Source organism: Nitratireductor mangrovi (genome assembly GCF_007922615.2).
Taxonomy (GTDB): Bacteria; Pseudomonadota; Alphaproteobacteria; order Rhizobiales; family Rhizobiaceae; genus Mangrovimarina; species Mangrovimarina mangrovi.
On sequence record NZ_CP042301.2, the window covers coordinates 991,397 to 1,017,244 of the forward strand.

A 25,848-nucleotide genomic window follows, 5' to 3' on the forward strand; every position below is an offset into this window, starting at 1 on the left:
CCCGACGATTTGTCGGCGCCAGTGGCGGAGCCTTGCCGGAAGGAACGGCGCGAACGGAGACCCGACGATGACCCTGCACTTTACCGGCCCATTTCCTTATCGCCCGACGGCGCCCCAGCCGGCGGCGCGGGCGGCTTCATTCTGGCGCGCGGCCGGCGCATGGCTCGACCGCCGCCGGCAGTTTCGGCGAAGCGTGGCGGGGCTGTCGTCGCTCGACGACCGGTTGCTTGCCGATCTCGGCATAAGCCGCGACGAGGTCCGGCGCGTGGCTGGACGCGGGCGGTTGCCTGGATGGGAATAGGACAAAGAGGCGGCGCGTGGTGGTCAACCGTGCGCGTTTCATCGTTCCCGCGCCCGAAAGGCCGGGTTCTGTCAAAGAACGCCCACCGGTCCCGCACAGCAGGGGGTGGGAAGACGGGCGGCCGTCCGGACGCTCATCTAAGTGTAACGTGCGACCTCGCGGCCGCCCGTCCGGCGTGCTTGCCCGGATGTGCAGGTGCGCGTTGCCGCCCTTTTGAGACGGCACTCGCAAAGCCGGTGGCCTCGCGACCGGAACTCTGTCGGCCCCGCACCTCACCCTTGGGCCCGGATCTGGGGGCTCATCGCCCAGCGACGCCACCGCGGCATCGCCGATCCGGCACCGACCGCTCGCCCGGATGCTCGGTGTGCACACCCGTTTCCCGCGCAAGCGGCATTTGCACGGACGATGGTAGCGGAAGCCGCGGGGGCGGGGATGGAAAGGGATTGGTGAACAGCGAATAGTGAGGAGAAACAGGAGCTTGCGTTGGTGAGCGGCCGCGGCTTGTCCCGCAGCGGCAGGGTTGCACGTTGCTTCGAACGCGCAGCCGACGGAAGCATTTGCCGCGCCGGTGGTTCCGGAAGTCTCCTGGTGCCGGCGTCGTCGTTCGTCCCGGCGGCCGCGACAGCGTCGTGGAGCCATAGTGGCGAATGGGTGGCCGAGCCTCGTCTTGCTGGCGGCGTGCACAATCAACGTCGCCCGCTTGCTGCCAATGAAAACCACGGTGCGTCTGAGATCGCGTCGCGCGGAGCGCCAGAGGGCCATAGTCGGGGGAGAATGGCCTGCGACAACGTAGTGATCTCTGATGCAGAGACCGGCCTGGAAAGCAGGTAACCTTGCACCTCGTCTACTCCGAGATCGTTGACCATCTTGAGCTTTTCGATGGAATCCAGCCCTTCAGCCACGATGACCAAGCCACAATCGTGCGCGATCCGGCAGACTCCACTCAGAATGTTGAAAGCTCGCGGGCCTTTCAACGCCTCATCGATGAGCGTCTTGTCGATCTTGACCTTGTCGACATTGAACTGCCGGATGTAGTTGATGCCACAATAGCCCGAGCCAAAATCGTCCAGGGCAAGCTTGACGCCAAGCGCATGGAGTTTGTCCAGCTGCGGACCGATCACTGACACGTCGCCAATCAACACCGACTCCGTTATTTCCAGCGTAAGGCGGTCCGCGGGCAGGCCTGTTTCCTTCAGCGCACTTCGAACCAGTTTCGGAATGTCGGACTTCAGGAACTGGACCGCGGAGATGTTCACTGCGAGAGATATCTGGTTTGGCCATCGTCGAGCCTGACGGCAGGCTTCGTGCAACGCCCATTCTCCCAGTTCCAGGATTTGCCCGGTGCGTTCTGCGATCGGTATGAACTCCCCCGGGGAAACAGGGGAACTATCGGCATCCTCCCATCGGAGCAATGCCTCGACCGAAGCAATTCGACCCGGAACACGACTGTCATAAATAGGCTGGAACGCCAGGGTGAAGTCACGATTGCGAACTGCAAGCGCAAGGCGTTGTTCGAGCCTTCGATTGTGTTCTGCCCGATAGCGCAGGTCGTCGTCAAAGAGTTGCGACTGGACATCGGCTTCGCACGCGCGGTGCATCGCCAGATGTGCAGCCTTCAACAGTTCGCGCGCAGTGACAGCACTTTTCGGCCACATCGCGATTCCGATATGAACCGAAATGGTGACGGTGGTATCCCGAATACCTATCGAACCTGACAGATCCCTTGCTAGCTGGCGTGCGAAAATCTGCGCTTCGTCTGCGGAACTGACGTTCATTTGAACGACGGCAAACTCGTCTCCACCCATGCGGGCCAGGTAGCAACTCTCGCCAGCGATCTCCTCCAAGCGTTTCGCGGTCGACTGGATGAAGTGGTCTCCCGCGTCGTGACCGAGGGTGTTGTTGACCTCCTTGAGCTTGTCGATGTCGACATAGTGCAGGGCAAAATCCTTGCCCGCCTTCGTCTCACGCTCGAGGTGACCGTGCAGGGCATAGACATTCGGCAGGCCGGTCAGCTGGTCCGTGAACGCAAACGCTCGAAGGCGTTCGGATGTTGCGTGGAGTCTGCTCGCCAGCGACACAAGTGGAAAGATGACAAGAGGCGCCACAACGCTCGGAATGGCAGCCGCAATAAGCAGATGATGCTTCCAGGTGTAAGACTCCGGACCGACCGTCCAATAGACAAATCCTGCGGTGAGCACAGAAACCACGACCGTTCCGGCAGCCACAAGAAGCACGAAGAGAGCCAGAGGACCGCGGCGATTGGGGAGAAACCTAAACATGCCGTGCAAACCGGCCTGTCCCGGTATCAGCATGTGTTTTGACCCCGAGCAGCGCAGCGGCCTCCGTGATGAGCCGGATGCACTTGTCTTCGTCGATCTCGACGTCAAAGGCCGTCTGCAGCATGCTTGCCGCCGCGTCGACATCAACGATGCCATCCCTGGTGTTCAGGCGCAGCGAAAACAGGATCGCCGACTGCAGGGCGTCGGGGGCCGGTTGCCGCCTTGGTAGAGGAATTGCCATCTCCTCCTCCTTGTCAGTCTTTCTCCTTCACTCCACACCGCATCGAACTGAGTATGTTCGGACTCTCGAGTTGCCGAAGAATTATTCGGTTCATTCAATTTGTTTGTTCCGCTTCCTGGTGTGCGACGCCATCCAGCGCGATAAGCCGCTCAAGCGCTGGCCGCGGCAATAGAAGATTGATCTGATCGAGAGCAGGAATCCCGATTGGGAGGAGCTTTTCCGCGGCACCGGGTGGTAGCGCTCCGGTTCTGCATGGCGCACGGTCCCTCTCCGTTTCGTCATCCTCGGGCTTGACCCGAGGATCCATGCCGGAACGCTGATGAAGGGGCCGGCGGTGGTGAGTAGCCGCCCTTCCTTAGCCGCCTCACGCGGCCGCACTTTTCAGGCATGGATTCCAGGGTCTCCGCGACGCCGCTTCGCGGCTGCTCCGCCCTGGGATGACGAAGCTTGGGGGGCGGCTAGCCGCTGGCGTTGCACGCGCTGGCGCCTGCTATGGAAGGGTGGAAGGGCGCGACCTGACAGTTCCAGGCTCCAGAATCGGATCGGCCCGGTCTCGCGACCGGGCCGATCCGATCTGTGTCACCGTTGCCGGTTGCGATGGATCACGAACACCCTGACGTCGCCCCGCAGGTGTCGCACTTCTCGCAGGTGCCGTTCCGGACCATGGTGTAGTTCTGGCACTCCGTGCACATGTTGCCGGTATAGCCCTGCATCAGCGATTTCTGGCGCCGTTCGGCGGCGAGCGCCTTAGCGTCGGCCGCTTCCTTCTGCGCCGCCTCCGTGAAGAGCCCGCCGGCGTCGGAGGCCTCGTTGGCGCTTTCCTCGAACGCAATGTCCTCGGCAAGCTCCTTGGCCCGCTCCTCGTAGTCGCGCTTGAAGGCGGTCGCCTGTTCCTGCAGGTCGGAGACCGCCGGCTTCAGCGCCGCCGAGGCGCCGCCGGCCGCGATGGCGCGGACATTGCCGCCGCCATGCGCGGTCGGTGCGGAACGCGCCGGCCGGTCGCCGCCGGTCGCGCCGGCCTGGCCCTTCGGCTCGCCGCCGCCCGAACCCGACACCACCTTGAAGGCGGCGCCGCGGGTCAGCCCCTTCGACACCGGCAGCGACTTTCCTTCCGAAATGCCCTTGCCGAGCGCGGTGTTGGAAAAGTCGGAGGTGTCGACATGGGCGAGGTCGTGGCGGCCGAGATAGGAGATCGCCAGTTCGCGGAAGACATAGTCGAGGATCGAGGTGGCGTTCTTGATGGCGTCGTTGCCCTGGACCATGCCGGCCGGCTCGAACTTGGTGAAGGTGAAGGCCTCGACATATTCCTCCAGCGGCACGCCATATTGCAGGCCGAGCGAGATCGCGATGGCGAAATTGTTCATCATCGCGCGGAAGGCAGCACCCTCCTTGTGCATGTCGATGAAGATCTCGCCGATGCGGCCGTCGTCGAACTCGCCGGTCCTGAGATAGACCTTGTGGCCGCCGACCACCGCCTTCTGGGTGTAGCCCTTGCGGCGGTTGGGCAGCTTCTCGCGGTCGCGGACCACCTTCTCGATGATGCGCTCGACGATCTTTTCGGTGACGGCGGCGGTGCGCGCGGCGGCCGGGTGGGCGACCAGCGCCTCGACGGCATCCTCGTCCTCGTCCTCCTCGTCGGCGATCAGCGAGGCGTTGAGCGGCTGCGACAGCTTGGAGCCGTCGCGGTAGAGCGCGTTGGCCTTGAGCGCCAGCTTCCACGACAGCATGTAGGCCGACTTGCAGTCGTCGACGGTCGCCTCGTTGGGCATGTTGATGGTCTTGGAGATGGCGCCCGAGATGAAGGGCTGCGCCGCCGCCATCATGCGGATGTGGCTTTCCACCGACAGGAAGCGCTTGCCGATCTTGCCGCACGGATTGGCGCAGTCGAAGACGGGCAGGTGCTCTTCCTTGAGGTGCGGCGCGCCTTCCAGCGTCATCGCCCCGCAGACATGGATGTTGGCGGCCTCGATGTCCTTCCTGGAAAAGCCGAGTGCGGGCAGCATCTCGAAGGAGAGGTCGTTGAGTTGCTCGTCCGTGAGCCCGAGGCCTTCCTTGCAGAAGGCTTCGCCGAGCGTCCACTTGTTGAAGACGAACTTGATGTCGAAGGCCGATTTCAGCGCGCTGTTGATCGCGGTGATCTGCTCGTCGCCGAAACCCTTGGCCCTGAGCGTGGTCGGGTTGATGGCCGGGGCCTGGTCGAGGTTGCCGTGGCCGACGGCATAGGCCTCGATCTCGGCGATCTGGGCTTCCGAATAGCCGAGCGTGCGCAGGGCTTCGGGCACGGCGCGGTTGATGATCTTGAAATAGCCGCCGCCGGCGAGCTTCTTGAACTTCACCAGCGCGAAGTCGGGCTCGATGCCGGTGGTGTCGCAGTCCATGACCAGCCCGATCGTGCCGGTCGGCGCGATCACGGTGGCCTGGGCGTTACGGTAGCCATGCTTCTCGCCGAGCTCCAGCGCCCGGTCCCAGGCCGCGCGCGCATGCTCGATCAGCTGCGGATCGGGGCAGTCGGCGGCATCGAGCGGCACCGGGTTGACCGCCAGCTTCTCATAACCATCGCTTTCGCCATGGGCGGCGCGGCGGTGGTTGCGCATCACCCGCAGCATGTTTTCGGCGTTGCGCTCGTAGTCGGCGAAGGTGCCGAGCTCGCCCGCCATCTCGGCCGAGGTGGCGTAGGCGACACCGGTCATGATCGCCGTCAGCGCGCCGCAGATGGCGCGGCCCTCGGGCGAATCGTAGGGAATGCCGGAGGTCATCAGCAAGCCGCCGATATTGGCGTAGCCGAGACCGAGCGTGCGGTAGTCGTAGGAGAGCTTCGCGATTTCCTTCGACGGGAACTGCGCCATCATCACCGAGATCTCGAGCACGATGGTCCACAGGCGGACCGAATGCTCGTAGGCGGCGATGTCGATCGAGCCGTCCTTGTTGCGGTACTGCAGCAGGTTGAGCGAGGCGAGGTTGCAGGCGGTGTCGTCGAGGAACATGTACTCCGAGCACGGGTTCGAGGCGCGGATCGGGCCCGCCGCCGGCGAGGTGTGCCAGTCGTTCATGGTGGTGTTGAAGTGCAGGCCGGGATCGGCCGAAGCCCAGGCGGCGTGGCCGATCTTTTCCCACAGGTCGCGCGCCTTGACGGTCCTGGCGACCTTGCCGTCGATGCGGTTGATCAGCTGCCAGTCGCCATCGGCCTCGACGGCGCGCAGGAAGTCGTCCTTGAGCGAGACCGAATTGTTGGAGTTCTGGCCCGAGACGGTGAGATAGGCCTCCGAATCCCAGTCGGTGTCGTAGGTCGAGAACTCGATCTTCGTGTAACCCTGGCGCGCGAACTGGATGACGCGGCGGATGTAGTTCTCCGGCACCAGGTTCTTCTTGGCGGCGCGCACCTCGCGCTTCAGCGCCGGGTTCTTGGCCGGGTCGAAGCAGTCGTCGCCTTCGCCCTCGCAGGCCACGCAGGCGCGCATCACGGCGTCGAGATGCTTGCGCACGATCTTGGAGCCGGTGACCAGCGAGGCGACCTTCTGCTCCTCCTTCACCTTCCAGTCGATATAGGCCTCGATGTCGGGATGGTCGGCGTCGACCACCACCATCTTGGCGGCGCGGCGCGTGGTGCCGCCCGACTTGATGGCGCCGGCGGCGCGGTCGCCGATCTTGAGGAAGCTCATCAGGCCCGACGACTTGCCGCCGCCCGAAAGCCGCTCGCCCTCGCCGCGCAGGTGGGAGAAGTTGGAGCCGGTGCCCGAGCCGTATTTGAACAGGCGCGCCTCGCGCACCCACAGGTCCATGATGCCGCCCTCGTTGACGAGGTCGTCGCCGACCGACTGGATGAAGCAGGCATGCGGCTGCGGGTGCTCGTAGGCGGATTTCGACTTCACGAGCTTGCCGGTGAAGGGATCAACGTAATAGTGGCCCTGGCCGGGGCCGTCGATGCCGTAGGCCCAGTGCAGCCCGGTGTTGAACCATTGCGGCGAATTGGGCGCGACGCGCTGGGTGGCGAGCATGTAGCTGAGCTCGTCCATGAAGGCCCGGGCGTCGTCTTCGGTGTCGAAATAGCCGCCCTTCCAGCCCCAGTAGGTCCAGGTGCCGGCGAGCCGGGTGAAGACCTGCGCGGCGCTGGTCTCGGAGCCGTAACGCTCGTCCTCGGGCAGGTCGGCCAGCGCCTTCTCGTCGGCGACCGAGCGCCACAGGAAGGACGGGACGCTGTTTTCCTCGACCTTCTTCAGCCGCGCCGGCACGCCCGCCTTGCGGAAATATTTCTGGGCCAGGATGTCGGCGGCGACCTGGCTGAACTGCGCCGGCACGTCGATGTCGGCAAGCCGGAAGACGACCGAGCCGTCCGGGTTCTTGATCTCGCTTGTCGCCTTGCGGAATTCGATCTCCGCGTAAGCCGACTGGCCTTCCTTCGTGAAACGACGCTCGATGCGCATCTTGGTCCCTCTAGTCCCTATATATAGCGCCTTTGTCCACAGGCTTCACGAGCCGATTTGGCAAGGCACAGGTCCGCCATTGCCGCGCGCCCGTCCTTGCGCCCGGCTCTCCTGCCGCGAGTTCGCTCCGGTACCGCCTCAAGCCCTTGAAACCGGGCCTTTCCGGCTGTCCGAGGCACCCTCGCGGGTTCCTCTCTCTACGCTGTTCCGCGATTCCCTTGGTCAGGGAAAATCACGGTATCTAGTGTCGAGTGTGGGCGCAAACACTAAATATAGTGTTAACAGAAGATTTCCACCACCCGCACAATGATCACTTTTCCGTCCCGTTCGACCCAAAATCCCCCATGCCTCCGCCAGCCCTCGTGAACGGGCGGAATGCAGCAGAAACGCTTGAAAAGCTGGAAAAAGACCGGGCTCTGAACTCTCCGGCCACGCCCTGAACGCGAGCGCATGACCCATAAAAAGCGACTCGACCGAACGCGTCAAGGGCTCGTTCTTGGAAGATTTATGACCCCAATATGTTGTGGGTCGGATTTGTGGATAGCGGGGATCATACCGCCCGCATGTGGATGCCGGAGAGCGTCGCCCGGGCGCCCGATGCGATGGGCGAGAATCAGGAAAGCAGGTTCAGCGCGTGGAAGATGAGCGCGGCGATCAATGCGGTGGACGGCACCGTTACCACCCACGCGGCGACGATGGTCGAAAAATGCGCGCGCCGCACCAGCTTGCGCCGCCTTGCCTCCTCGCGCGCCGCGGAGGGCAGGGCATCCTCTTCCTCGTCGTCGTCCATGTCGGCGGTCGTGCCGGCCGGTTCGCCGTTGGACTGCTTGCGCTCGTTGCGCAGCCGCACGGCCTTGCGCTCCAGATAGGCGCGCCGCCGCGGCGAGTTCGCCGTGTACCATTCGCGGAAGAAGCCGACGCCGAACACGGCCCCGACCGCGATGTGGGTGGAACTGACCGGCAGGCCGAACCACGAGGCGACGATCACCGTCAGCGCCGCCGACAGAGCCACGCAGAAGGCGCGCATCGGGTTGAGCTTGGTGATCTGCTCGCCGACCATGCGCACCAGCTTGGGGCCGAACAGCAGCAGGCCGAGCGAGATGCCGACCGCACCGATCAGCATCACCCAGAAGGGAATGGCGACGACGGCGGCGAGTTCGCCGTGGGTGGCGGTCTGAACGATCGCGGCCAGAGGGCCGACCGCATTGGCGACGTCGTTGGCGCCGTGGGCGAAGGAGAGCAGGGCCGCCGAGATGACAAGCGGCAGGCCGAACAGCTTGCGCAGCGACTGGTTGCGGTTTTCCATGCTCGCGGACTGGCGGGCCACATGCACATGCGACACCCCCCAGGCGAGCAGGAAGGCACCGACGCCGATCGCCGCAATCTGCATGCCCGGCAGATGGACGATCTTCTTCAACCCCTTCGTCGCCAGGTAGGCCGCGAAGGCGCCGGCCATGATGCCGATCAGCAGCGGCACCCAGCGCCGGGCGGCTGCGATCTTGTCGTCCTGGTAGATGATGCGCGATTTCACGAAGGCCAGAAACAGCGCCGCGATGATGCCGCCGAGAAACGGGGAAATGACCCAACTGGCCGCGATCCCGCTCATCACCGGCCAGTTGACCGCGGCGAACCCGGCCGAAGCGATGCCGGCGCCCATGACGCCGCCGACGACCGAGTGGGTGGTCGAGACCGGCGCTCCGATGGCCGTGGCGAGGTTCACCCACACCGCCGATGCCAGCAGCGCGGCCATCATGGCGCTGACGAAGACACCGGGCGCGGCGACTGAATCTGGGTCGATGATGCCCTTGGAGATGGTGTCGACGACGTCTCCGCCGGCGATCAGCGCGCCCGCGGTCTCGAAGAACGCGGCCATGATCAGCGCGCCGCCCATGGTCAGCGCGCGCGATCCGACCGCCGGCGCGACATTGTTGGCGACGTCGTTGGCGCCGATGTTGAGGGCCATGTATGCGCCGATCGCCGCAGCCGCCACGATGGCAATGGCGCCGGGGTCGCCGGCGGTGAAGACAGCGACTGCAACGGCAACGAGCGCCAGGAAGAACAGTGCCAGACCCGGTGCGACCAGCCCTCGCGCGAGGAAGCTCGTTGCCTCCTCGATCTGGGACAGCTTTGCCAGATCCTTGTCGAGAGTGGTCTTGCGGGCGATTTCGCCTGTATTGCTCATCCGGCTGCCTGATACCCCTGTCCACAACCCGCGTAGTCAACGCCCGGGCGCTTCACAAGTTCACGCCGCCACCCGATGAGGGCAGCACCCCGATTTGTAGTGGAAAACGCGAATCGAGAGCCGGCTAAGGGCGATCAGTCCCGCGGCGCGAAGAGTTCGACCAGTTCCGCCAGGTCGCTTTCGCGCACCTTCGTCGCGGCTTCGGCGGGAGTAAACCACTTGCGGGTGCGTTCGCCCTGTTCGGGCCAGGTCTCGTCGACCTGCTCGACCCGGAGCGGAAAAACCAGCACCCTGCAACGGGTTTCGAGACCCGTCTTGAGACCCTTGCCGTAGAAATAGCTGCCGATTTCCTCGGCGCCGATCGCACCATGCAGGCCGGCTTCCTCGGTGGCCTCGCGCGCGGCCGATTCATGAAGGAGTTCGCCGTTCTCCGGCCAGCCCTTCGGCAACACCCAGCGTCCGCTGTCTCGGCTGGTGATCAGCATCACCTCGAGCCTGCTCCCGCTCAGGCGCCAGGGAAGCGCGGCCACCTGCACGCGCGGCGGCAACCCGCCGAGCAGGCGGCGGATGCGGTCGACCGAATGCTGCCATGTGCGGTGGCTTAGAAGCATTTGTTCTTGCGAATCTCCAATCTTCGATCACCAAGTCTAGTCGTTGGCGAAAATCATGCCAGCGGACGATGAGCTTTTTCTCTTTTGCCACCGCCTGTCGTGAACAGACGTCCTCACTGGCGGCCAAAGAGAGACACCGACTCGTTCGGTTTCAACGAAACAGCGCTCCCGACAATCGGCCGTGCGCGGCCCTGCCGTGCGGCGGCCACTGCTGGTTCACATACATCCCGGCTGCGGAATTTCAAGGTTTCGCCCGGATGGCAGGCGAAACCTCAGCCGAGATGATCTTCCGAGATCGGCTTCTGGTAGGTGAAGCCCATGTCCCAGGGGAAGTAGATCCAGGTATCCTGTGACACTTCGGTGACGAAGGTGTCGACAAGCGGGCGGCCCTTCGGCTTTGCATAAACGGTGGCGAAATGCGCCCTGGGCATCATCGCGCGCACCACCGCCGCCGTCTTGCCGGTATCGGTCAGGTCGTCGACGATGAGGACGTCGGCGCCCTCATTCTCCATCAGCGAGGGTGTCACCTCCTTGAGCACCCTCAACTCACCCTGTTCGGTGTATTCGTGATAGGACGCCACGCAGACGGTTTCGATCACCCGGATGCCGAGTTCGCGCGCGATGATCGCCGCCGGCACCAACCCGCCGCGCGTAATGCAGACGATCGCCTTCCAGCCGCCATTGTTGCCGGTCAGGCGCCAGGCGAGCGCACGCGCGTCGCGGTGGAACTGGTCCCAGGAGACGGGGAAAGCTTTTTCGGGAAGCGACATTGCGGCATCACCCAGGTCAGGTCTCGATGCCGCAGAGCTTTATGCAAAATCGCCAGGCAAAGGCAAGCGGCGCCGCTGCCGCGCTCAGCGGTCCGGCCGCGAGTCGCGCGCCAGCAAATAGATGGCAAGTGCCGCGCCAAGCGTGATCGCGTAGAACCAGAACAGTGCCACGTAGGTTGCGGCAGGCTCGGCCGGATCGGCGCTCAGGCTCACCACGCCGCCGGTGGCGAACTGCATCAGCCCGACGCCGCCGATCGCGAAGAAGTTCATCAGCGTCACGCCGCGTCCGGTGAGGTCGGCCGGAACGAAGGCGCGCGCATGCGCCATCAGCATGCCGTAGCTCATGCCCGAAAGGCCGATGACGACAAGCGCCGCCGTCGCCGCCGGTACTGGCGCCGTGGCGCGCAGCGCCAGATAGACGACCGCGGCGACACAGATCGCGTTGCCGCCGAAAGCAACCCACTTGCGGGTTCTGAACAGCGTATCGAGCGGCCCGTAGATGAAGCTGCCGGCGACCATGGCAAGCGCCATCAGCAGGGTGACGTTGCCGATCGCCAGCGTATCGGCGGCGTGAACGTCGGCGAGGTAGGGGCCAGCCCACAGGCCGCGTATGCCGGCCGCCGGTGCGTAGTTGAGTGCCGTCAGCGGAATGATCGGCCACAGGACCTTGAGGCGCAGCAGATCGAGATAGCCCGAAAAGCCGGCGCGTGCGGTCACGTCGCCTTCATGCCCGGGCGGATCGCGCACGATGACGTAGACTGCTGCCGCGACGCCCAGCGTGACCAGACCGAGCGCCGCCATGACGGGGCGCCAGCCGAAAGCTTCGGCCGAGGCGGCGAGCGGCGTGGCGCCGAGCACGTTGCCGAGCGTGCCGATGCCGACGAACCATGACGTCAGCACGGCGAAGCGCGCCGGCGAGAAGGTCTTTGCGAAGATGAAGAGCGGCGCCATCAACACGGGCGAACAGCCGATGCCGATCAGGGTCATCGCCACCACGATCGCCCATGGCGAGCCCGCGAGCGCGAAGACCAGCGCTCCGCCGCCACCGCCGGCGGCGAGTAACAGGGAGGCGGTCCTTCGGGGCCCGAAGCGGTCGAGGGAGACACCGACCACGAACTGCATCAGTGCGAAGGCGATGAACCAGGCCCCCGAAGCAAGCGAAAGCTCGGCTTTGGTCGCGCCGAGATCGTCGGCCAGCGCCGGCGTCAGGACGGCGAGAAAGGAACGGTAGAACTGCGAAAGCACATAGGCGAGGGCGAATGTCGCGATGCCGGCCATCCGCTTCCTCCGCTGGTTCGCCGCTGCCGTAGGAAATCCCCTAGGCGAGGGCGCCCGGCCGCGCAATCGTCACGCGGCCGGGCTGTTGTGGGCCAGTCGGGATCAGGCGGCCTTGGCGAAACGCGGCCGCTGGTTGCGGCGCCGGCGCCGGCGCGGCGCCGTGCGCGTTTCCGCCGCCGCGTCCTTGGCGCCTGCCGGGCGCGCCGGCGCGCCATTGTTGCGGCCGCGATGCGGCTTCTTCGCCTTCGGCTTTTGCGGCATGGCGTCGTTTGCCGCCGGTTGCCGCGGCCGTTCGGTGCGCGCAGGCGCCGGGTCGGGCTCGCCGGTATGGTCGCCGGTCACCTCGATACGGCCGCGCAGCAGGCGTTCGACCGCGCGCAGCTTGGCGCTTTCGTCGGGGGCACAAAGCGTGATCGCCTCGCCCGAGGCGCCGTTGCGCCCGGTGCGGCCGATGCGGTGCACATAGGTCTCGGCCTCGTCGGGCAGGTCGTAATTGACGACATGCGAGATGCCGGGAACGTCGATGCCGCGCGCGGCGATGTCGGTTGCAACGAGGATGCGCACCTGGCCGTCGCGGAAGCCGGCGAGCGCCTTCTGGCGTGCGTTCTGCGACTTGTTGCCGTGGATCGCGGCGGCGGTGAAGCCGTCCTGGTCGAGCTGGCGGGTGACCTTGTCGGCGCCGTGCTTGGTGCGGGCGAAGACGATCACCGAAGCCATGTCGGGATCGGCGAGCAGGCCGGCGAGCACGCCGCGCTTCTGGCGCGTGCGCGCCATGATCAGGCTCTGGCGGATTTCCGCCGCCGCCGTGCCCTGCCGCGCTACGGAAACGCGCACCGGCTCGTTGAGGAGTTCCAGCGACAGCTTCTCGATCTCCGACGGCATGGTGGCGGAAAACAGCGCCACCTGACGTTTCGGATGCGTTGCCCGCGCCAGGCGGCGGACATCGTTGATGAATCCCATGTCGAGCATGCGGTCGGCCTCGTCGAGCACCAGCCAGCGTGTCTCTGAAAGCCGTACGTCTCCGGCGCGGACCAGATCGGTCAGCCGTCCGGGCGTGGCGACCAGCACGTCGACGCCGTCGCGCAGACGGCGCACCTGGCTGTTGCGCGACACGCCGCCGAGCACGAGGGCGGTGGAGATGTGGGCGCCGCGCGAGAAGAGCCGGAAGGCCTCCTCGATCTGCACCGCGAGTTCACGGGTCGGCGCCAGCACCAGCGCATGCGCGCCCTTCGGCACGCGCCGCGCGCCGAGCGCGGCGATGTGGGCCAGGACCGGCAGCGCGAAGGCCGCGGTCTTGCCGGAGCCCGTCTGGGCAATGCCGATCAGGTCGCTGCCGGCGAGGAGCGGCGGGATCGCCTGTTCCTGGATCGGCTTGGGGGAAGCGAAACCGGCCTTGTCGGCAGCTTTCAGGAGGGCGCCGGAGAGGCCGAGCCGGGCAAAGCCGTTCTCGGTCGTGGCGAATGTATCAATGGTCAAAATCTGTCTTCTTTCGGCGGCAGATGCCGCAACAAACCGCAGCGGGGCGCAACCCGCCGGGCAAACTGTTTCGTGGACGACGAGGCGGCGGGCTTAAGGCCCGCGCGGCTGCGCTGTCGTTGCCGCGCGCTTCATGGCGCGGCGATTGTTCACCGCCAACCGAACCGTTCGGGAAGGGGAACCGGACGCAGCGATGGCCCATTGCGGGCGAGCCGGTGAACCGGCCCATGCGCCTCAACCCGCCATATGGGTGAGTTCGCGCCGGAAAGCAAATGATTTCTTGTTGCGCCGCAGCATCGAGGGGTACGGCGCTTCGCGTCGGCCGGTCAGCCCCGTGCAGCCCGGGCGAGTTCGGCAAGCTTCAGCACCGTGTTCCAGTTGCGGGCGGTGGTGGCGACGCCGATGCCCTTGTCGAATTTTTCGGCAAGCTTGGAGGTGCCGAAGCCATTCGGCGTATGGAGGTAGGCGACCTTGCCGACGACGGCGATGCGGTCGCCGCCCTGCGCGACCTCTTCAAGGGCTGCGAGCCTTGCGGGCGCCGGCTTGTCGGCGAGCACCGCCGCATGCAGGAATTTCGGCGTCTCGACCGCATCGGGGAAGGGGTTCTCTGCGATCAGTTGCTCCCACTCGGCGAGTGCTACGATATGAATGTCCTTCTCGAAGCCGAATTCCTGCGAGCATATCTCGGCGATCCTGGCGTGGACTGCCTCGCGCGGCCGGTCGCTCGACAAGACCGCGTTGCCGCTGTTGATGTAGGTGGCGACGTTGTCGAACCCTGCCGCCCCGAGCTTCTCGCGCAAGGGCTTGACCGGCAACTGGGTCTTGCCGCCGACGCCGCGGAACAGCACGATCCAGACCGTCGCGCTCATACGATGAAGCCCGCCAGCACCTCGTTGTCGGTGATGTCCTGATAGGACCAGCCGGCGGCCTCGAACCGCTTTTCGAGCACGGCGAAGTTTTTCCGGTTGCGGGTCTCGATGCCGATCAGCACCGAGCCGAAATTGCGTGCCGACTTCTTCAGATATTCAAAGCGCACGATGTCGTCCTCGGGCCCGAGCAGTTCGAGGAAGTCACGCAATGCGCCGGGCCGCTGCGGGAAGCGGAAGACGAAATATTTCTTCAGGCCCTCGAAGCGCAGCGCCCGCTCCTTGACGTCGGGCAGGCGCTCGAAGTCGAAATTGCCGCCCGAGACGATCGTCACCACCGTCTTGCCCTTGAGGTCCTTGCGCGAAAAATCCTTCAGCGTGTCGATGGCGAGCGCGCCCGCCGGCTCCAGCACCACGCCCTCGATGTTGAGCATCTCGATCATGGTCGCGCAGAGCCGGTCCTCCGGCACCAGATGCACGTCGCTTTCGGCGAAGCCCGCCAGCTGGCGAAAGGTCTCGCGCCCGATCTCGCCGACCGCGGCGCCGTCGACGAAATTGTCCACCGCCGGCAGTTTCACACGCCGCCCGGCGGCAAGGCTGCGCTTCAGGCTCGGCGCGCCGGCAGGCTCGGCAAAGACGAAGCGCGGCGTCCAGCCTGCGGCGCCGAGATAGCGCGTGACGCCGGCCGCGAGCCCGCCGCCGCCGACCGGCAGGATCATGATGTCGGGCCGCGTCCCGTCGGGCATCTGCGCCGCGATCTCGGCCGCCACGGTCGCCTGGCCCTCGATGATATCGGCATGGTCGAAGGGCGGCACCATCAGCGCGCCCTGCTGTTCGGCGAAGGCGAGCGCGGCCGCGAGGCAGTCGTCGAAGAAGTCGCCGGTGAGCCGGATGTCGACATAGTCGCCGCCGAAGGTCGCGGTCTTGGCGATTTTCTGCTGCGGCGTCGTCACCGGCATGAAGACGACGCCCTTCAGCTTCATCTGGCGGCAGACCCAGGCGAAGCCCTGCGCGTGGTTGCCGGCCGAGGCGCAGACGAAACCGCCGCCCTGATGGCCGGCCGCCGCCTTGCGGAAGAAATTGTAGGCGCCGCGGATCTTGTAGGAACGAACCGGCGAAAGGTCCTCGCGCTTCAGGAAGACGCGCGCGCCGGTCTTGCGCGACAGATGCGCATTCTCCTGCAGCGGCGTCGCCTCGAACACCTCGCGCAGCGCAACGGCCGCCCGATCGACGGCGGCGACGAAACTCTCCTTGCCTGCTCGTGCCGCCACTCTGCGCGCGGTTCCCTGTGCTTGCGTGTCGTGGCCCTATTGCATAAAAGGCCGCGTCTCGCCACTGTCGGCGCGCCAGGACGGCGGCCGGGCAACAGGCGCCGTCGCTCAGACCGGGGTTTGCTTCTTCGTGCAGAGCTTCGCCTTCCGCGCCGCCATCCACATCTCGGCGATCTTCGGCATCTATCTGTCGCTGGCGATGCTGATCCCGGCCTTCGTGGACCTCTACCAGGGCAATGCCGACTGGCGCGTCTTCGCGCTCTCCGCCTTCTTCACCGGCGGGCTGTCGCTGGCGGTGGCGCTTGCCACCCAGGGCCGGCCGCCGCCGGTCTCCTCGCGCTTCGGCTTCCTGATGGTCAACCTCTTGTGGGCGACCACGGCGCTGGTCGGCACGGTGCCGTTCCTGGCCTCTTCGCTCGAGATGTCGCTGGCCGACGCGGTGTTCGAGTCGGTGTCGGCCGTCACCACGACCGGCAGCACCGTGCTCACCGGCCTCGACGGCCTGCCGCCGGGCCTGCTGTTGTGGCGCTCGATCCTGCAATGGATGGGCGGCCTCGGCGTGATCGCGCTCGGCCTGTTCATCCTGCCCTTCCTCAATATCGGCGGCATCTCCTATTTCAAGATCGAATCGACCGACATCGAGGACCGGCCGTTCGAGCGCCTGTCGACCTTCACCATCAGCCTGATCAGCATCTATTCGGCACTGACGCTCTTGTGCGGCATCGCCTATGCGGCCGCCGGCATGAGCGGCTTCGACGCGCTCAACCATGCGCTGACGACGATCTCCACCGCCGGCTTTTCCACCCACGACGCCTCCTTCGGCTATTTCGTCGACAAGCCGGTCATCCTGTGGATCGCGATCCTCTTCATGTTCATCGGCGCGCTGCCGTTCTCGATCCTGATCCTGTTCATGGTGCGCGGCCGGCTCGACGCCTTGCGCGACCCGCAGATAAGGGTGTTTTCCGGCTATGTGCTGCTGTTCGCTGTGACGACCGCCATCTATGTGCGGGTCACCACCGATGCGCCGCTGTTCGAGACCCTGACCCACACCACCTTCAACTTCATGTCGATCATCACCACGACCGGCTATTCGACCCACGACTACACCAGCTGGGGACCGTTCGTGATCGCCTGCGCCTTCGTCGCCACCTTCCTCGGCGGCTGCTCGGGCTCGACCTGCGGCGGCATGAAGGCCTACCGCTTCATCATCCTGTTCGAACTGATGGCCAACGGCCTGAGGCGCTTCGTCTATCCGAGTTCGGTCCAGACCGTGCGTTACGGCGACCGGCCGGTCGACGACGACATGCAGCGCGCCGTGGTGCTGTTCATCTCGTCATTCTTCGTGCTGTGGGCGATCGCCACGGTGCTCCTGGCGGCGACCGGGCTCGATCTCGTCACCGCCATGACCGGCGCGCTGACGGCGCTCACCAATGTCGGCCCCGGCCTTGGCGACTTCATCGGACCGGCCGGCAATTTCTCGCCGCTGCCCGACATCGCGAAATGGATCCTGTCGCTTGCCATGATGCTCGGCCGGCTGGAAATCCTCGCCGTGCTGGTCATCTTCACGCCGGTGTTCTGGGGCCGCTAGCGGTCCGCCGCTCTCGTGACGCGTTTGCGGCTAGTCCGTTAGGACCGCCAGGGTGTCGGAATCCTCCAGCAGGAAACGGTATCCATGCGCGGCGAGGTGCGCCAGGCAGCGGTTCTTGTCGGTCTCGCTCAGCAAGATGTGCTCGTAGCGGATGATTCGCGGGCGCACCGCGTCGAGATCGAACGCCTTGATGATCTCGAAGTCGAACCCTTCGGCGTCGATCTGGACGAGATCGATCCTGTCCGGCGCGCCGGCCTCCCTGAGCAGCGTACGCGGGGTCAAGCAGGTGACGCGTTCGGCTGTAATCTCGCTTCTTCCGCTTCCGCGACCAGGCTTGATCAGGAACTCCTGGCGCATCGATGCCGTCGAGATCGGACCTGACTTCCGCGTGTAGATGGTGGTTTCGCCGTCCTCCGGACCAATGGCGACGTTCAAGAGCCTGAGCCTTTCGTAGCCGTGATAGGTCTGTTGCAGCTTCTCGAACGCCGCGCGTTGCGGCTCGACCAGAACGCCGGCCCATTGGTGCCTGCTGACAAGCTCATTGAGCGGGTCGCCGTCGACACCGTCGAAGGCACCGATCTGGACGAAGTAGAAATCCTCATGCCGGTTCCCGAAGCCAAGGGCGAAGAATTCGAGCAGGTTACCGAATTCCAGTTCGGGGTTCGCGACAAGGAATTGGGGCTTGTTGCGCCGGAACGATCGGGGCGACGTGCGGATGCGACCGAGATCGCGCAAGTTCCTGAGTTGCCTGAGCATGATCCCCTCGATTCCCGACTGATGCCCTGGCGGGCGACCCGACCGTCCGCCAAATTCCACTGCCGCGTCGCCGGCGAGACCGACGCAACTTTTGCGCAAGGCGGGCAACGTTACGGTCAATACTCACCGAATGTGTCGGTTCGCAAGAATTTGCGCCCGGACCGGTCGTTTTGTTGCCATCATCGCGGGTAGACGCAGAGACGCGTTTCGGCTTATCCGGGCGCATGAAAGAGGCGGGCGGAAAAACTTGAACGCGATCGCGGAGTTTTGCGCACGGTTGCGGTTGGCCGTGCTGCTGTTCGTGCTTGCCGCAGCCGGCTGCGCCAATCCGAACGCGCAAATGCTGATCGGCACCGAGGTGGTTTCCTCGACCAGCGCCGACATTGCCGGTGAACACCGCATCTTCGTCGCAACCACCAGGCAGCGCTCGTCAGAAGCACGCGAGGTCTTTGATGGCGAGCGGGCGCTGACGCTTTCCTATGCCGTCACCGACGTCACGGTGCCGGCCGTCCACAAGCCGGGGCGACTGGAGCGACCGAAGACCGGGAAGCGCGACCCGTCGCGCTATTTCACCGCCGAGAGTGTCGCCGGCTATGACGAGGCGGCGGGTTTCGAGAATGCGCTGTCCCGGGAGATCGCGGCGCGGGGCGGGCGCGCGCTGGTTTTCGTTCATGGCTACAACACGCGCTTCGACGACGCTGTCTACCGCATGACGCAGATCGTCCACGATGCCGGTTATGCCGGCGCGCCGATCCTGTTTTCCTGGGCGTCCCGCGGCAGCACGGTCGACTATATCTACGACCGCGACTCAGCCACCGTGGCCCGCGACGGGCTGGAGCAGACGCTGCGCGCGGTGCGCCGGGCAGGGGCCACGCGCATCGACATCATCGCCCATTCCATGGGTAACTGGGCCACCCTCGAAGCCTTGCGCCAGCTCGCGATTTCCGGCGACCGTGACATTGGCGGCAGGCTGGGCGACGTCATCCTGGCCTCGCCGGATGTCGATGTCGACGTCTTCAAGAGCCAGATGAAACGCTACGGCAAGCCGGAAAAGCCGTTCTTCGTCATGCTGTCGCGCAACGACCGCGCCCTGAACCTTTCCGGCTGGATCGCCGGCAACCGGCCGCGGCTGGGCGAATATGCCGATGCCGACGATATCGCCAGCTACGGCGTCATCGTGGTCAATCTGACCGACGTCGAATCCGGCGATGACCGCCTGAACCACACCAAGTTCGCCGACAATCCGGTGCTGGTGAAGCTGCTCGGCGAGCGCCTGCAGGCCGGCGACACGTTTGCGCGCCGCAACACCGATTTCGCCGGCCATGTCGAGAACCTCGCCCAGGGTCTAGGCCAGACCGCGCTTTCGGCGGCGAGCATCGTCATCACCACGCCGGCCGGGGTGCTTTCGACGGTCGGGGTCGAGTGATGACCGAGGGCATGAAGGCTCGGCTCACGCTCGGGCAAGGTGACGCTGATGCTCGGCTCCTGCCCCGACGCCATCCACCTTCGCGACCTCGGCGACCACCAGTATTTCGGCTATCTCGAGGTCGCCGACGTCGATGAATGTCACGCGCGGGCCACGGCGCGCGGCGCAGATATCCTGTTTGCGCCGGCCGACCGGCCCTGGGGCATGCGCGAATTCGGCGTGCGGACCCCTGACGGCCACCGCTTCATGGTCGGAGCGGCGCTGGCGGCGGGCTGAGCACCCGCCTACACGAACAGATCCACCTTCTCGAACTTCGTCACGTCGATGATGCCGAGATCGGAGATCCTGAGCTCGGGGATGACCACCAGCGCCAGCAGCGAATGCTGCATATAGGCGTTGTTGAGCGAGCAGCCCATGTCGCGCATCGCGGCCGAAAGCCTGTCCGCCTTGGCTGCCACGATCTCGGCGCGTTCGTCCGACATCAGCCCGGCGATCGGCATTTCCACCAGCGCCAGTTCCTTGCCCTTCGAGATCATCACAACGCCGCCGCCAACCTGGCCGAGCCGGTTGGCGGCGAGCGCCATGTCGTTCTTGTTGGTGCCGACGACGATCATGTGATGCGAATCATGCGCCACGGTCGAGGCCATGGCGCAGTCCTCGGTATAGCCGAAACCCGAGACGAAGCCGTTGACGACCGCCCCGCTGCCCTTGTGGCGCTCGACCAGCGCGATCTGGCAGACGTCATTGCGCCGGTCCATCTCGACGATGCCCTTCCTGACCGTCAATTCGGCCTCCAGCGCCCGGGTCGGGGCTTGGTTTTCGATGACGCCGATGACGCGGGCACGCACCTCGGCGCTGTTGCTTGGGGCGGGGATGTCGAAATCGGTCGCCTTGAGCTTCTTGCCGAGCCGCACCGTGTCGCGGGCGCTGGCCGGATAGGGGTAGGGCGCGATCTCGATCTCCAGCCGGCCGTTGCGGGCCAGCCGCACTCCGCGCGCAAACACCTCGTCGATGGCGAGCGTGGCGAGGTCGGAAACGATCAGCACGTCGGCGAGCCGCCCGGGCGCGATCGAGCCCAGTTCGCGTTCGAGCCGGAAATGCTGGGCGGTGTTGATGGTCGCCATCTGGATCGCGGTCACCGGCTTCAGGCCCTGCGCGATGGCGTGGCGCACGACGCGGTCCATGTGGCCGTCATTGACCAGCGTGCCGGAATGGCTGTCGTCGGTGCACAGGATGAAATTGCGCGGGTCGAGGCCCTTTTCGGTCACCGCCTTGATCTGCTCGGCGACGTCGTACCAGGCCGAGCCGAGGCGCAGCATCGCCTTCATGCCCTGCCGCACGCGGGCGATCGCGTCCTCGGCGCGGGTGCCCTCGTGGTCGTCCTCGGGGCCGCCGGCGACATAGCCGTGGAAGGCGAGGCCGAGATCGCGCGAGGCATAGTGGCCGCCGACCGTGCGTCCGGCCGCGACGGTCGCCGCGATCTCGCCGGTCATGGTGGCGTCGTTGCCGGCGACGCCCGGAAAATTCATGACCTCGCCGAGCCCGATGATGTTGTCCCAGCCCATCGCCTCGGCGACGTCGCCGGGACCGAGGGCCGCGCCGGCGTTTTCCAGCCCCGGCGCGGAAGGCACGCAGGACGGCATCTGCACGAACACGTTGATGGCCTGCGCGGCGGCCTCGTCATGCATCAGCCTGACGCCTTCGAGGCCGAGCACGTTGGCGATCTCGTGCGGGTCGATGAACATCGAGGTGGTGCCGTGCGGAATGACCGCGCGGCAGAACTCGGTCACCGTCACCATGCCGCTTTCGACATGCATGTGCGCGTCGCACAGTCCGGGCACCAGATAGCGCCCGGCGGCGTCGACCACCTTGGTGCCCTCGCCGATGGCGTGGCTGGCGTCCGGCCCGCAATAGGCGAAGCGCCCGGCCGCGATCGCCAGGTCCGTTGCCGGAATGACCTCGCCCGAATGCACATTGACCCAGCGCCCGTTGCGAATCACCAGGTCGGCTTGCCGGCGCCCGGTGGCAACGTCGACGAGCAGCGGCGCTACTTCGGTCCAGGCTTGCGGCTTGCGGCTGGCTGGCGGGTTCTTGTTGGCCATGTCGGGCATCTCCTTGTCGGCGCAATGTGCCAACAGCGGCGGCCAAGCGCCAGAGCCGTTTGTCGTTTCACGGAACCGTCGAACGGCTCCGGATCGCGGATAATCGAGAAGGGCCAGCCGCCCGGCGGACGGCTGGCCCCGAAATTTGTCGCGCGGGAAGGCTTGGCTAGCTCGATTTCACCAGCTTGATGATGAACAGCAGGATCACCGCGCCGATCGTGGCGTGGATGATCGCGGCGAGGATGCCGCCGCCGAGCGAAATCCCGATCGCCGGGAACAGGAACCCGGCAATGAACGCGCCGACGATGCCGACCACGATGTTTCCGAGCAGGCCGAAGCCGAAGCCCTTGACGATCATGCCGGCAAGCCAGCCGGCGATCGCGCCGATGATGATGAAGACGATGAGACTTTCTATGCCCATTGCATATCCCTCCATTGGCTGCGCGATGGAAGCAGAAAGCGGCCGCGGAGTCGACTGCCAACTGCCCGCCTGGCCGGCATTCGCGGCGTCGCGCCGGCACGGCATGCCCGGCCGTTTTGGCAATGGGCAAAGGCAGGGTTTCATGGCAGCTTCGGCGCCGGCAGGGACGAGGAGACGACGCATGCCGCAGGAGATCAACGACAGGCCGGCCCGGCTCGCCTTCATCGGTTTCGGCGAGGCGGCCTCCGCCTTTCTCGCCGGATGGGGCGAGGACCGGCCGGCCCATGTCGCGGCCTTCGATATCAAGACCGATGACCCGGCGCTGCGTTCGGGGATGCACGATCGCTACCGGGCCCATGATGTCGCGGGCGCCGACGCGCTCGACGCGGCACTGGATGGGGCCGACGTGGTGTTCAGCGTGGTCACCGCCGACCAGGCGCTAGCCGCCGCGCGCGCCGCGGCACCTATCCTGCCGAAGGGAAGCCTGTGGCTCGACTGCAATTCATGCGCGCCGGACACCAAGCGCCAGGCGGCGGAAGCGATCGAGGCGGCCGGCGGTTCCTACGTCGATGTCGCCGTGATGGCGCCGGTCCATCCGAAAAGGCACAAGGTGCCGCTGCTCGTCTCGGGTCCGCATGCGGCGGCGGCCCGAACGACGCTGCTCGCGCTCGGCATGTGTCCCGAGATTGCGGGCGAGGCGGTCGGTCAGGCCTCGGCGATCAAGATGATCCGCTCGGTGATGATCAAGGGCCTGGAGGCGCTGACGGCGGAATGTTTTCTCGCCGCGCGGCGCGCCGGCGTCGAGGAGAGCGTGTTCGCTTCCCTGCAGGCCTCCGATCCCGACATCGACTGGCGCGCACGCACGGCCTACAACCTTGAGCGCATGACCGTGCATGGCGCGCGGCGCGCCGCCGAGATGCGCGAGGTCGCCGCGACCGTTGCGGCGCTCGGACTGCCCAACGGAATCAGCGCCGCGACCGCGCTTTGGCAGGATCACCTCGCGGGCAGGGGGGGCGATGCCGGGGAGGGCGATGCCGGCGGGAACGACGCCCTCGGGTCGCGACTCGACGCCATTCTGGCACGGTTGTGAAGTCACAGCGGCACTGATGCCCCTTTCGGTTGCGGTAGCCATTTCCCTGCCGGCGATGACGGCCACGGCCTGACGTTCTGAACATCGTCACGATGCTCACCCCGCCGGGTAATTTTGCACCCTGAGGCGGAACCGTTTCGTCCGAGAAGTGTTTTCCGGCAAACGGTTCGCAAGGGGCAGAACAATGCAGAACAGTGTCTGGGAAGCGCGCTGGCTGATCGGCCCGGTGTTCGGTCTGGCTGCTGTGATCACGTTCGCCGGCCTCGCGGCCGGCTGAGCAATTGATCACCGAATTCACACGAAAGGACAGGAAGATGGAACGTGAACCTCGTGAAGATCGTGAGCGGACAACTGTGGTGACGGCGGGCGGTGGCGGCGGCGCCGGCTGGTTCGTGGTCGGCGGGCTGGTCGTCGCGCTGATCGTGGTTGCCGTGCTCTTCGGCGGCGATCTTCTGGACCGTTCCACCACGGCGAGCATCGACATGCCGGACGAGGTCAAGGTCGAGGTACCGGACGTGAACGTGAACCCGCCGGCCGAGGAAGCGCCCGCCCAGGACGCACCGGCCCCCGCCAACGACCAGTAGGTGCATGGCTGGTGCCCCCTGCCGGGCTCGAACCGGCACGGCCAATTGGCCGAGGGATCTTAAGTCTCTTTTGGAGGTGGTGCGGACGGCGGGACTTGAACCCGCAAACCATTGAAAGGTAACGGATTTTAAGTCCGTCGCGTTTACCAGTTTCGCCACGTCCGCGAGGCGTTTACCACAGGGATTACCACAGGATTACCACATATCACGACGGGCATCGTTGTACTTATCCCAAGCGGCCTTCGCACGGTCTATCTCTGGGAATAGGGAGAGGTTGTCCGTTGACCTCCTGATAGCCACGTAGGCGATGGCTCTAGTGTCCATCCCTTCGATAGCCTTGGCGGACCTATTGCGCCGCCCTAGGGGTCCTGAAAGAGCCTCTGTGCGCCACTCGGCAATGGCGTCAGAGAGCTTCTCGACTGTCAGCTTGGTGAGGATGGAGCCGGGGTACGTATCAGCGAACCTGTCGCCCTCAAGCGCCTTGTGGAACTGCGCGTCGTACCTGTCGGCCCCTTTGGAAGCCATGTCGGCTTCAATGTCTTTTTGCCTCTCTACAAGGAGAGGGTCATAGGCAGAAGTGTCTATCTAACCTCCTTCTCCGCTGGCCCCACGTACACACATTCCGTATGCACGCGGAGCTTCGGGTGTTTAGTCTCTAGGTAGCCTCGTTGGAAGCGGGCATCCGAGACGCACTGATCGTAGTTGGCGTATTCTGTCAGCCGGCTTTTGCAGTCAGCCTCGTCGGCGGGCTGGCCACAGAGCATGACGTACAGAAGGGCAATGGTGGTTGGTTCGAACACTGGTAGGGCCTCCCTTGTGGGTAGCCCTAGAGGGTGGGCATTCAGGCCCTAGCTGTCAAACACCCCCATTCGCGTTGGTGGTATAGTCGGTCCTTCTGTAGACCCCTTTCCGGTCATCATTCCGAATTTCTCCTTTTTCAGCATTACCACAGGAAAATTCCCACAAGTCGGGTTTCCACGAAATCCCTTTGCACAGGTGTAGACATCATGGAAAATGAGAGAGCGGCGCAATTCTCCGAAGAAAATCACGCCGTTAGAGGGATATTATCCCTAGTGTAGATAAGGTTCAGGGGCTTTTAAGTCCCTTGCGTCTACCAGTTCCGCCAAGGGGGCAAGCCGGCGATTTGTCTAGAGCATCCGCCGGACGTTGGGAACCGTCCGGCGTGCGTCGCAGGGGGCGTCACCGGGCGAAGGCCTTTTCCGCCATCCGGCGGATGAAGGCGGCGCTGCGCTCCGGTTCGACGAATTGCGGCATGTGGCCGATGCCTTCGAGGATTTCGAGGTCTAGGCCCTTCACCTTGCCTTCCATCGCAAGGCCGTGCACGCGGTGGTCGAGCACGCGGTCCTTGTCGCCGAACAGGATGCCGACCGGCATCGCCAACTCGCCATAGCGCTTTTCCTGCGCCGGCAAATCCTCGCCGCCGGCGACGAAGTCCGCCGCCGTGGCTTCGAAATGGCTTGGTCTCAATCCGAGATATCCGCCGCCGCCGATCGCGTAATCCTCGGTGACGGTCTGCGGGCCGAAGACGAAATCGAGCGTGACCTGGGCCTGCTTCAGGGCCATCGGGATGGCGAAGGTGTGGGCCAGGAAGGCGCGCTTGGCGGGCGAGGGGATGTAGAGCCCCTTGAAGCCCTCCGGGCGCTGGCCCTGATGGTGGGTGAGCGGCGCCAGCAGGGCGAGCCCCGACACCTTTTCGGGATGGTCGAGCGCGGTGGCCAGCGCGATCGCGCCGCCGAGCGAATGGCCGACCAGCAGCGGCTTTTCCAGCCCCAGCCGCTCGATCAGCTTCGCGACCACCCCGGCCTGAGCCCTGATGCCGGCGCCGCTGCCGTTCCTGACCGAGTAGCCCGACCCCGGCCGGTCGATCGCGACGAGGCGATAGTCGTCCCTGAGCGCGGCGAACAGCGGCTGGCGGAAATGATGCAACTGGCCGCCGAGCCCGTGAATGAACAGGATCGGCGGGCCGTCGCCTTCCTCGACATAGTGGATCGTGTCGCCGCCGATCCTGACAGTGTTGCCGGCCATGGGGATGTTTTTTTCCGCGGTGGCGGCGAGCTTTCTGGTCGTCCATGCGTAATAGGCGATGAGCGCGGCGACGGCGAGGGCCGCAAGGACGGCGAGCCAGAGGATGAATGTCAGCAAGTTGGCGGTGCTCCGGAAAATG

At 65.3% G+C, this 25,848-nt stretch carries 21 protein-coding genes and 1 tRNA gene; 6 read left to right on the top strand and 16 right to left on the bottom strand.

Annotated elements, in window-relative coordinates:
- Positions 1 to 67: 67 nt before the first annotated feature.
- Entirely contained in the window at positions 68 to 301 is a 234-nt protein-coding gene (locus tag FQ775_RS04860; protein WP_146298307.1) for a DUF1127 domain-containing protein, read from the top strand.
- A gap of 686 nt (positions 302 to 987) precedes the next feature.
- Here the strand turns inward: FQ775_RS04860 and FQ775_RS04865 are convergent.
- The 10 genes from FQ775_RS04865 to ilvA form a co-directional block, all read right to left on the bottom strand.
- Positions 988 to 2,613 carry a putative bifunctional diguanylate cyclase/phosphodiesterase gene (locus FQ775_RS04865; protein WP_167812760.1) on the bottom strand — a complete coding sequence of 542 codons (1,626 nt, stop codon included), beginning with the start codon at positions 2,611 to 2,613 and terminating at the stop codon, positions 988 to 990.
- Positions 2,573 to 2,821 carry a hypothetical protein gene (locus FQ775_RS04870; RefSeq protein WP_167812761.1) on the bottom strand — a complete coding sequence of 83 codons (249 nt, stop codon included), beginning with the start codon at positions 2,819 to 2,821 and terminating at the stop codon, positions 2,573 to 2,575. The genes FQ775_RS04865 and FQ775_RS04870 overlap by 41 nt, the downstream gene beginning before the upstream one ends.
- Positions 2,822 to 3,423: 602 nt before the next feature.
- Positions 3,424 to 7,242 (bottom strand): vitamin B12-dependent ribonucleotide reductase, encoded by a 3,819-nt coding sequence (locus tag FQ775_RS04880; RefSeq protein WP_146298309.1) that lies wholly within the window; start codon positions 7,240 to 7,242, stop codon positions 3,424 to 3,426.
- A 613-nt stretch (positions 7,243 to 7,855) separates the two neighbouring features.
- Positions 7,856 to 9,424, bottom strand: a complete 1,569-nt coding sequence (locus FQ775_RS04885) for an inorganic phosphate transporter (protein WP_146298310.1) — start codon at positions 9,422 to 9,424, stop codon at positions 7,856 to 7,858.
- 134 nt (positions 9,425 to 9,558) lie between these two features.
- The gene (locus FQ775_RS04890; protein ID WP_146298311.1) at positions 9,559 to 10,035 is read right to left on the bottom strand and encodes an NUDIX hydrolase; all 477 of its coding nucleotides are present in this window, start codon (positions 10,033 to 10,035) and stop codon (positions 9,559 to 9,561) included.
- Between the two features lie 272 nt (positions 10,036 to 10,307).
- Positions 10,308 to 10,805, bottom strand: a complete 498-nt coding sequence (gene gpt / locus FQ775_RS04895; protein ID WP_146298312.1) for a xanthine phosphoribosyltransferase — start codon at positions 10,803 to 10,805, stop codon at positions 10,308 to 10,310.
- A gap of 84 nt (positions 10,806 to 10,889) precedes the next feature.
- A complete protein-coding gene (locus FQ775_RS04900) occupies positions 10,890 to 12,083 on the bottom strand; it encodes an MFS transporter (RefSeq protein ID WP_146298313.1) in 1,194 nt (397 codons plus the stop codon).
- Between the two features lie 102 nt (positions 12,084 to 12,185).
- The gene (locus FQ775_RS04905; protein ID WP_146298314.1) at positions 12,186 to 13,559 is read right to left on the bottom strand and encodes a DEAD/DEAH box helicase; all 1,374 of its coding nucleotides are present in this window, start codon (positions 13,557 to 13,559) and stop codon (positions 12,186 to 12,188) included.
- A 326-nt stretch (positions 13,560 to 13,885) separates the two neighbouring features.
- Positions 13,886 to 14,428, bottom strand: a complete 543-nt coding sequence (locus tag FQ775_RS04910; RefSeq protein ID WP_146298315.1) for a DUF1697 domain-containing protein — start codon at positions 14,426 to 14,428, stop codon at positions 13,886 to 13,888.
- Positions 14,425 to 15,696, bottom strand: a complete 1,272-nt coding sequence (gene ilvA / locus FQ775_RS04915; RefSeq protein ID WP_146298316.1) for a threonine ammonia-lyase IlvA — start codon at positions 15,694 to 15,696, stop codon at positions 14,425 to 14,427. The genes FQ775_RS04910 and ilvA overlap by 4 nt, the downstream gene beginning before the upstream one ends.
- 130 nt (positions 15,697 to 15,826) lie before the next feature.
- Here ilvA and FQ775_RS04920 point away from each other — a divergent pair, with 130 nt between their 5' ends.
- Positions 15,827 to 17,284: a TrkH family potassium uptake protein gene (locus FQ775_RS04920; RefSeq protein WP_146298317.1), complete on the top strand. Its 1,458-nt coding sequence runs from the start codon at positions 15,827 to 15,829 to the stop codon at positions 17,282 to 17,284.
- Positions 17,285 to 17,314: 30 nt separating this feature from the next.
- On the opposite strand, the gene FQ775_RS04925 is transcribed toward FQ775_RS04920, so the two are convergent.
- The gene (locus tag FQ775_RS04925; RefSeq protein WP_146298318.1) at positions 17,315 to 18,040 is read right to left on the bottom strand and encodes an FkbM family methyltransferase; all 726 of its coding nucleotides are present in this window, start codon (positions 18,038 to 18,040) and stop codon (positions 17,315 to 17,317) included.
- Between the two features lie 340 nt (positions 18,041 to 18,380).
- Between FQ775_RS04925 and FQ775_RS04930 the strand changes: the two genes are divergently transcribed.
- Both FQ775_RS04930 and FQ775_RS04935 read left to right on the top strand, forming a co-directional pair.
- On the top strand, positions 18,381 to 19,466 hold the full coding sequence (locus FQ775_RS04930) for an alpha/beta hydrolase (protein ID WP_146301828.1): 1,086 nt from the start codon (positions 18,381 to 18,383) through the stop codon (positions 19,464 to 19,466).
- Between the two features lie 39 nt (positions 19,467 to 19,505).
- Positions 19,506 to 19,742 (top strand): VOC family protein, encoded by a 237-nt coding sequence (locus FQ775_RS04935; RefSeq protein ID WP_349291499.1) that lies wholly within the window; start codon positions 19,506 to 19,508, stop codon positions 19,740 to 19,742.
- 8 nt (positions 19,743 to 19,750) lie between these two features.
- On the opposite strand, the gene ade is transcribed toward FQ775_RS04935, so the two are convergent.
- Positions 19,751 to 21,568 carry an adenine deaminase gene (ade, locus tag FQ775_RS04940; protein WP_146298320.1) on the bottom strand — a complete coding sequence of 606 codons (1,818 nt, stop codon included), beginning with the start codon at positions 21,566 to 21,568 and terminating at the stop codon, positions 19,751 to 19,753.
- A gap of 166 nt (positions 21,569 to 21,734) precedes the next feature.
- The gene (locus tag FQ775_RS04945; protein ID WP_146298321.1) at positions 21,735 to 21,989 is read right to left on the bottom strand and encodes a GlsB/YeaQ/YmgE family stress response membrane protein; all 255 of its coding nucleotides are present in this window, start codon (positions 21,987 to 21,989) and stop codon (positions 21,735 to 21,737) included.
- 181 nt (positions 21,990 to 22,170) lie between these two features.
- On the opposite strand from FQ775_RS04945, the gene FQ775_RS04950 reads away from it, so the two are divergent.
- Both FQ775_RS04950 and FQ775_RS04955 read left to right on the top strand, forming a co-directional pair.
- Positions 22,171 to 23,079: a DUF1932 domain-containing protein gene (locus FQ775_RS04950; RefSeq protein WP_146298322.1), complete on the top strand. Its 909-nt coding sequence runs from the start codon at positions 22,171 to 22,173 to the stop codon at positions 23,077 to 23,079.
- A gap of 314 nt (positions 23,080 to 23,393) precedes the next feature.
- The gene (locus FQ775_RS04955) at positions 23,394 to 23,663 is read left to right on the top strand and encodes a hypothetical protein (RefSeq protein ID WP_206064830.1); all 270 of its coding nucleotides are present in this window, start codon (positions 23,394 to 23,396) and stop codon (positions 23,661 to 23,663) included.
- Between the two features lie 77 nt (positions 23,664 to 23,740).
- Here the strand turns inward: FQ775_RS04955 and FQ775_RS04960 are convergent.
- The 3 genes from FQ775_RS04960 to FQ775_RS04970 form a co-directional block, all read right to left on the bottom strand.
- Positions 23,741 to 23,828: transfer RNA gene (locus tag FQ775_RS04960), tRNA-Leu, on the bottom strand.
- Between the two features lie 30 nt (positions 23,829 to 23,858).
- Positions 23,859 to 24,188, bottom strand: a complete 330-nt coding sequence (locus FQ775_RS04965) for a hypothetical protein (RefSeq protein ID WP_146298323.1) — start codon at positions 24,186 to 24,188, stop codon at positions 23,859 to 23,861.
- 675 nt (positions 24,189 to 24,863) lie between these two features.
- Positions 24,864 to 25,826, bottom strand: a complete 963-nt coding sequence (locus tag FQ775_RS04970; RefSeq protein WP_246730267.1) for an alpha/beta fold hydrolase — start codon at positions 25,824 to 25,826, stop codon at positions 24,864 to 24,866.
- Positions 25,827 to 25,848 lie beyond the last annotated feature (22 nt).

Bases quoted from the DNA above. Each gene is read 5' to 3' on its own strand.
- FQ775_RS04900 (WP_146298313.1), bottom strand. From the start codon at position 12,083: ATGGCCGGCATCGCGACATTCGCCCTCGCCTATGTGCTTTCGCAGTTC.
- FQ775_RS04870 (WP_167812761.1), bottom strand. From the start codon at position 2,821: ATGGCAATTCCTCTACCAAGGCGGCAACCGGCCCCCGACGCCCTGCAG.
- FQ775_RS04890 (WP_146298311.1), bottom strand. From the start codon at position 10,035: ATGCTTCTAAGCCACCGCACATGGCAGCATTCGGTCGACCGCATCCGC.
- FQ775_RS04950 (WP_146298322.1), top strand. From the start codon at position 22,171: ATGCCGCAGGAGATCAACGACAGGCCGGCCCGGCTCGCCTTCATCGGT.
- FQ775_RS04885 (WP_146298310.1), bottom strand. From the start codon at position 9,424: ATGAGCAATACAGGCGAAATCGCCCGCAAGACCACTCTCGACAAGGAT.
- FQ775_RS04910 (WP_146298315.1), bottom strand. From the start codon at position 14,428: ATGAGCGCGACGGTCTGGATCGTGCTGTTCCGCGGCGTCGGCGGCAAG.
- FQ775_RS04945 (WP_146298321.1), bottom strand. From the start codon at position 21,989: ATGGGCATAGAAAGTCTCATCGTCTTCATCATCATCGGCGCGATCGCC.
- FQ775_RS04865 (WP_167812760.1), bottom strand. From the start codon at position 2,613: ATGCTGATACCGGGACAGGCCGGTTTGCACGGCATGTTTAGGTTTCTC.
- ade (WP_146298320.1), bottom strand. From the start codon at position 21,568: ATGGCCAACAAGAACCCGCCAGCCAGCCGCAAGCCGCAAGCCTGGACC.
- FQ775_RS04965 (WP_146298323.1), bottom strand. From the start codon at position 24,188: ATGGCTTCCAAAGGGGCCGACAGGTACGACGCGCAGTTCCACAAGGCG.
- FQ775_RS04925 (WP_146298318.1), bottom strand. From the start codon at position 18,040: ATGCTCAGGCAACTCAGGAACTTGCGCGATCTCGGTCGCATCCGCACG.
- FQ775_RS04955 (WP_206064830.1), top strand. From the start codon at position 23,394: ATGGAACGTGAACCTCGTGAAGATCGTGAGCGGACAACTGTGGTGACG.
- gpt (WP_146298312.1), bottom strand. From the start codon at position 10,805: ATGTCGCTTCCCGAAAAAGCTTTCCCCGTCTCCTGGGACCAGTTCCAC.
- FQ775_RS04860 (WP_146298307.1), top strand. From the start codon at position 68: ATGACCCTGCACTTTACCGGCCCATTTCCTTATCGCCCGACGGCGCCC.
- FQ775_RS04880 (WP_146298309.1), bottom strand. From the start codon at position 7,242: ATGCGCATCGAGCGTCGTTTCACGAAGGAAGGCCAGTCGGCTTACGCG.
- FQ775_RS04930 (WP_146301828.1), top strand. From the start codon at position 18,381: ATGCTGATCGGCACCGAGGTGGTTTCCTCGACCAGCGCCGACATTGCC.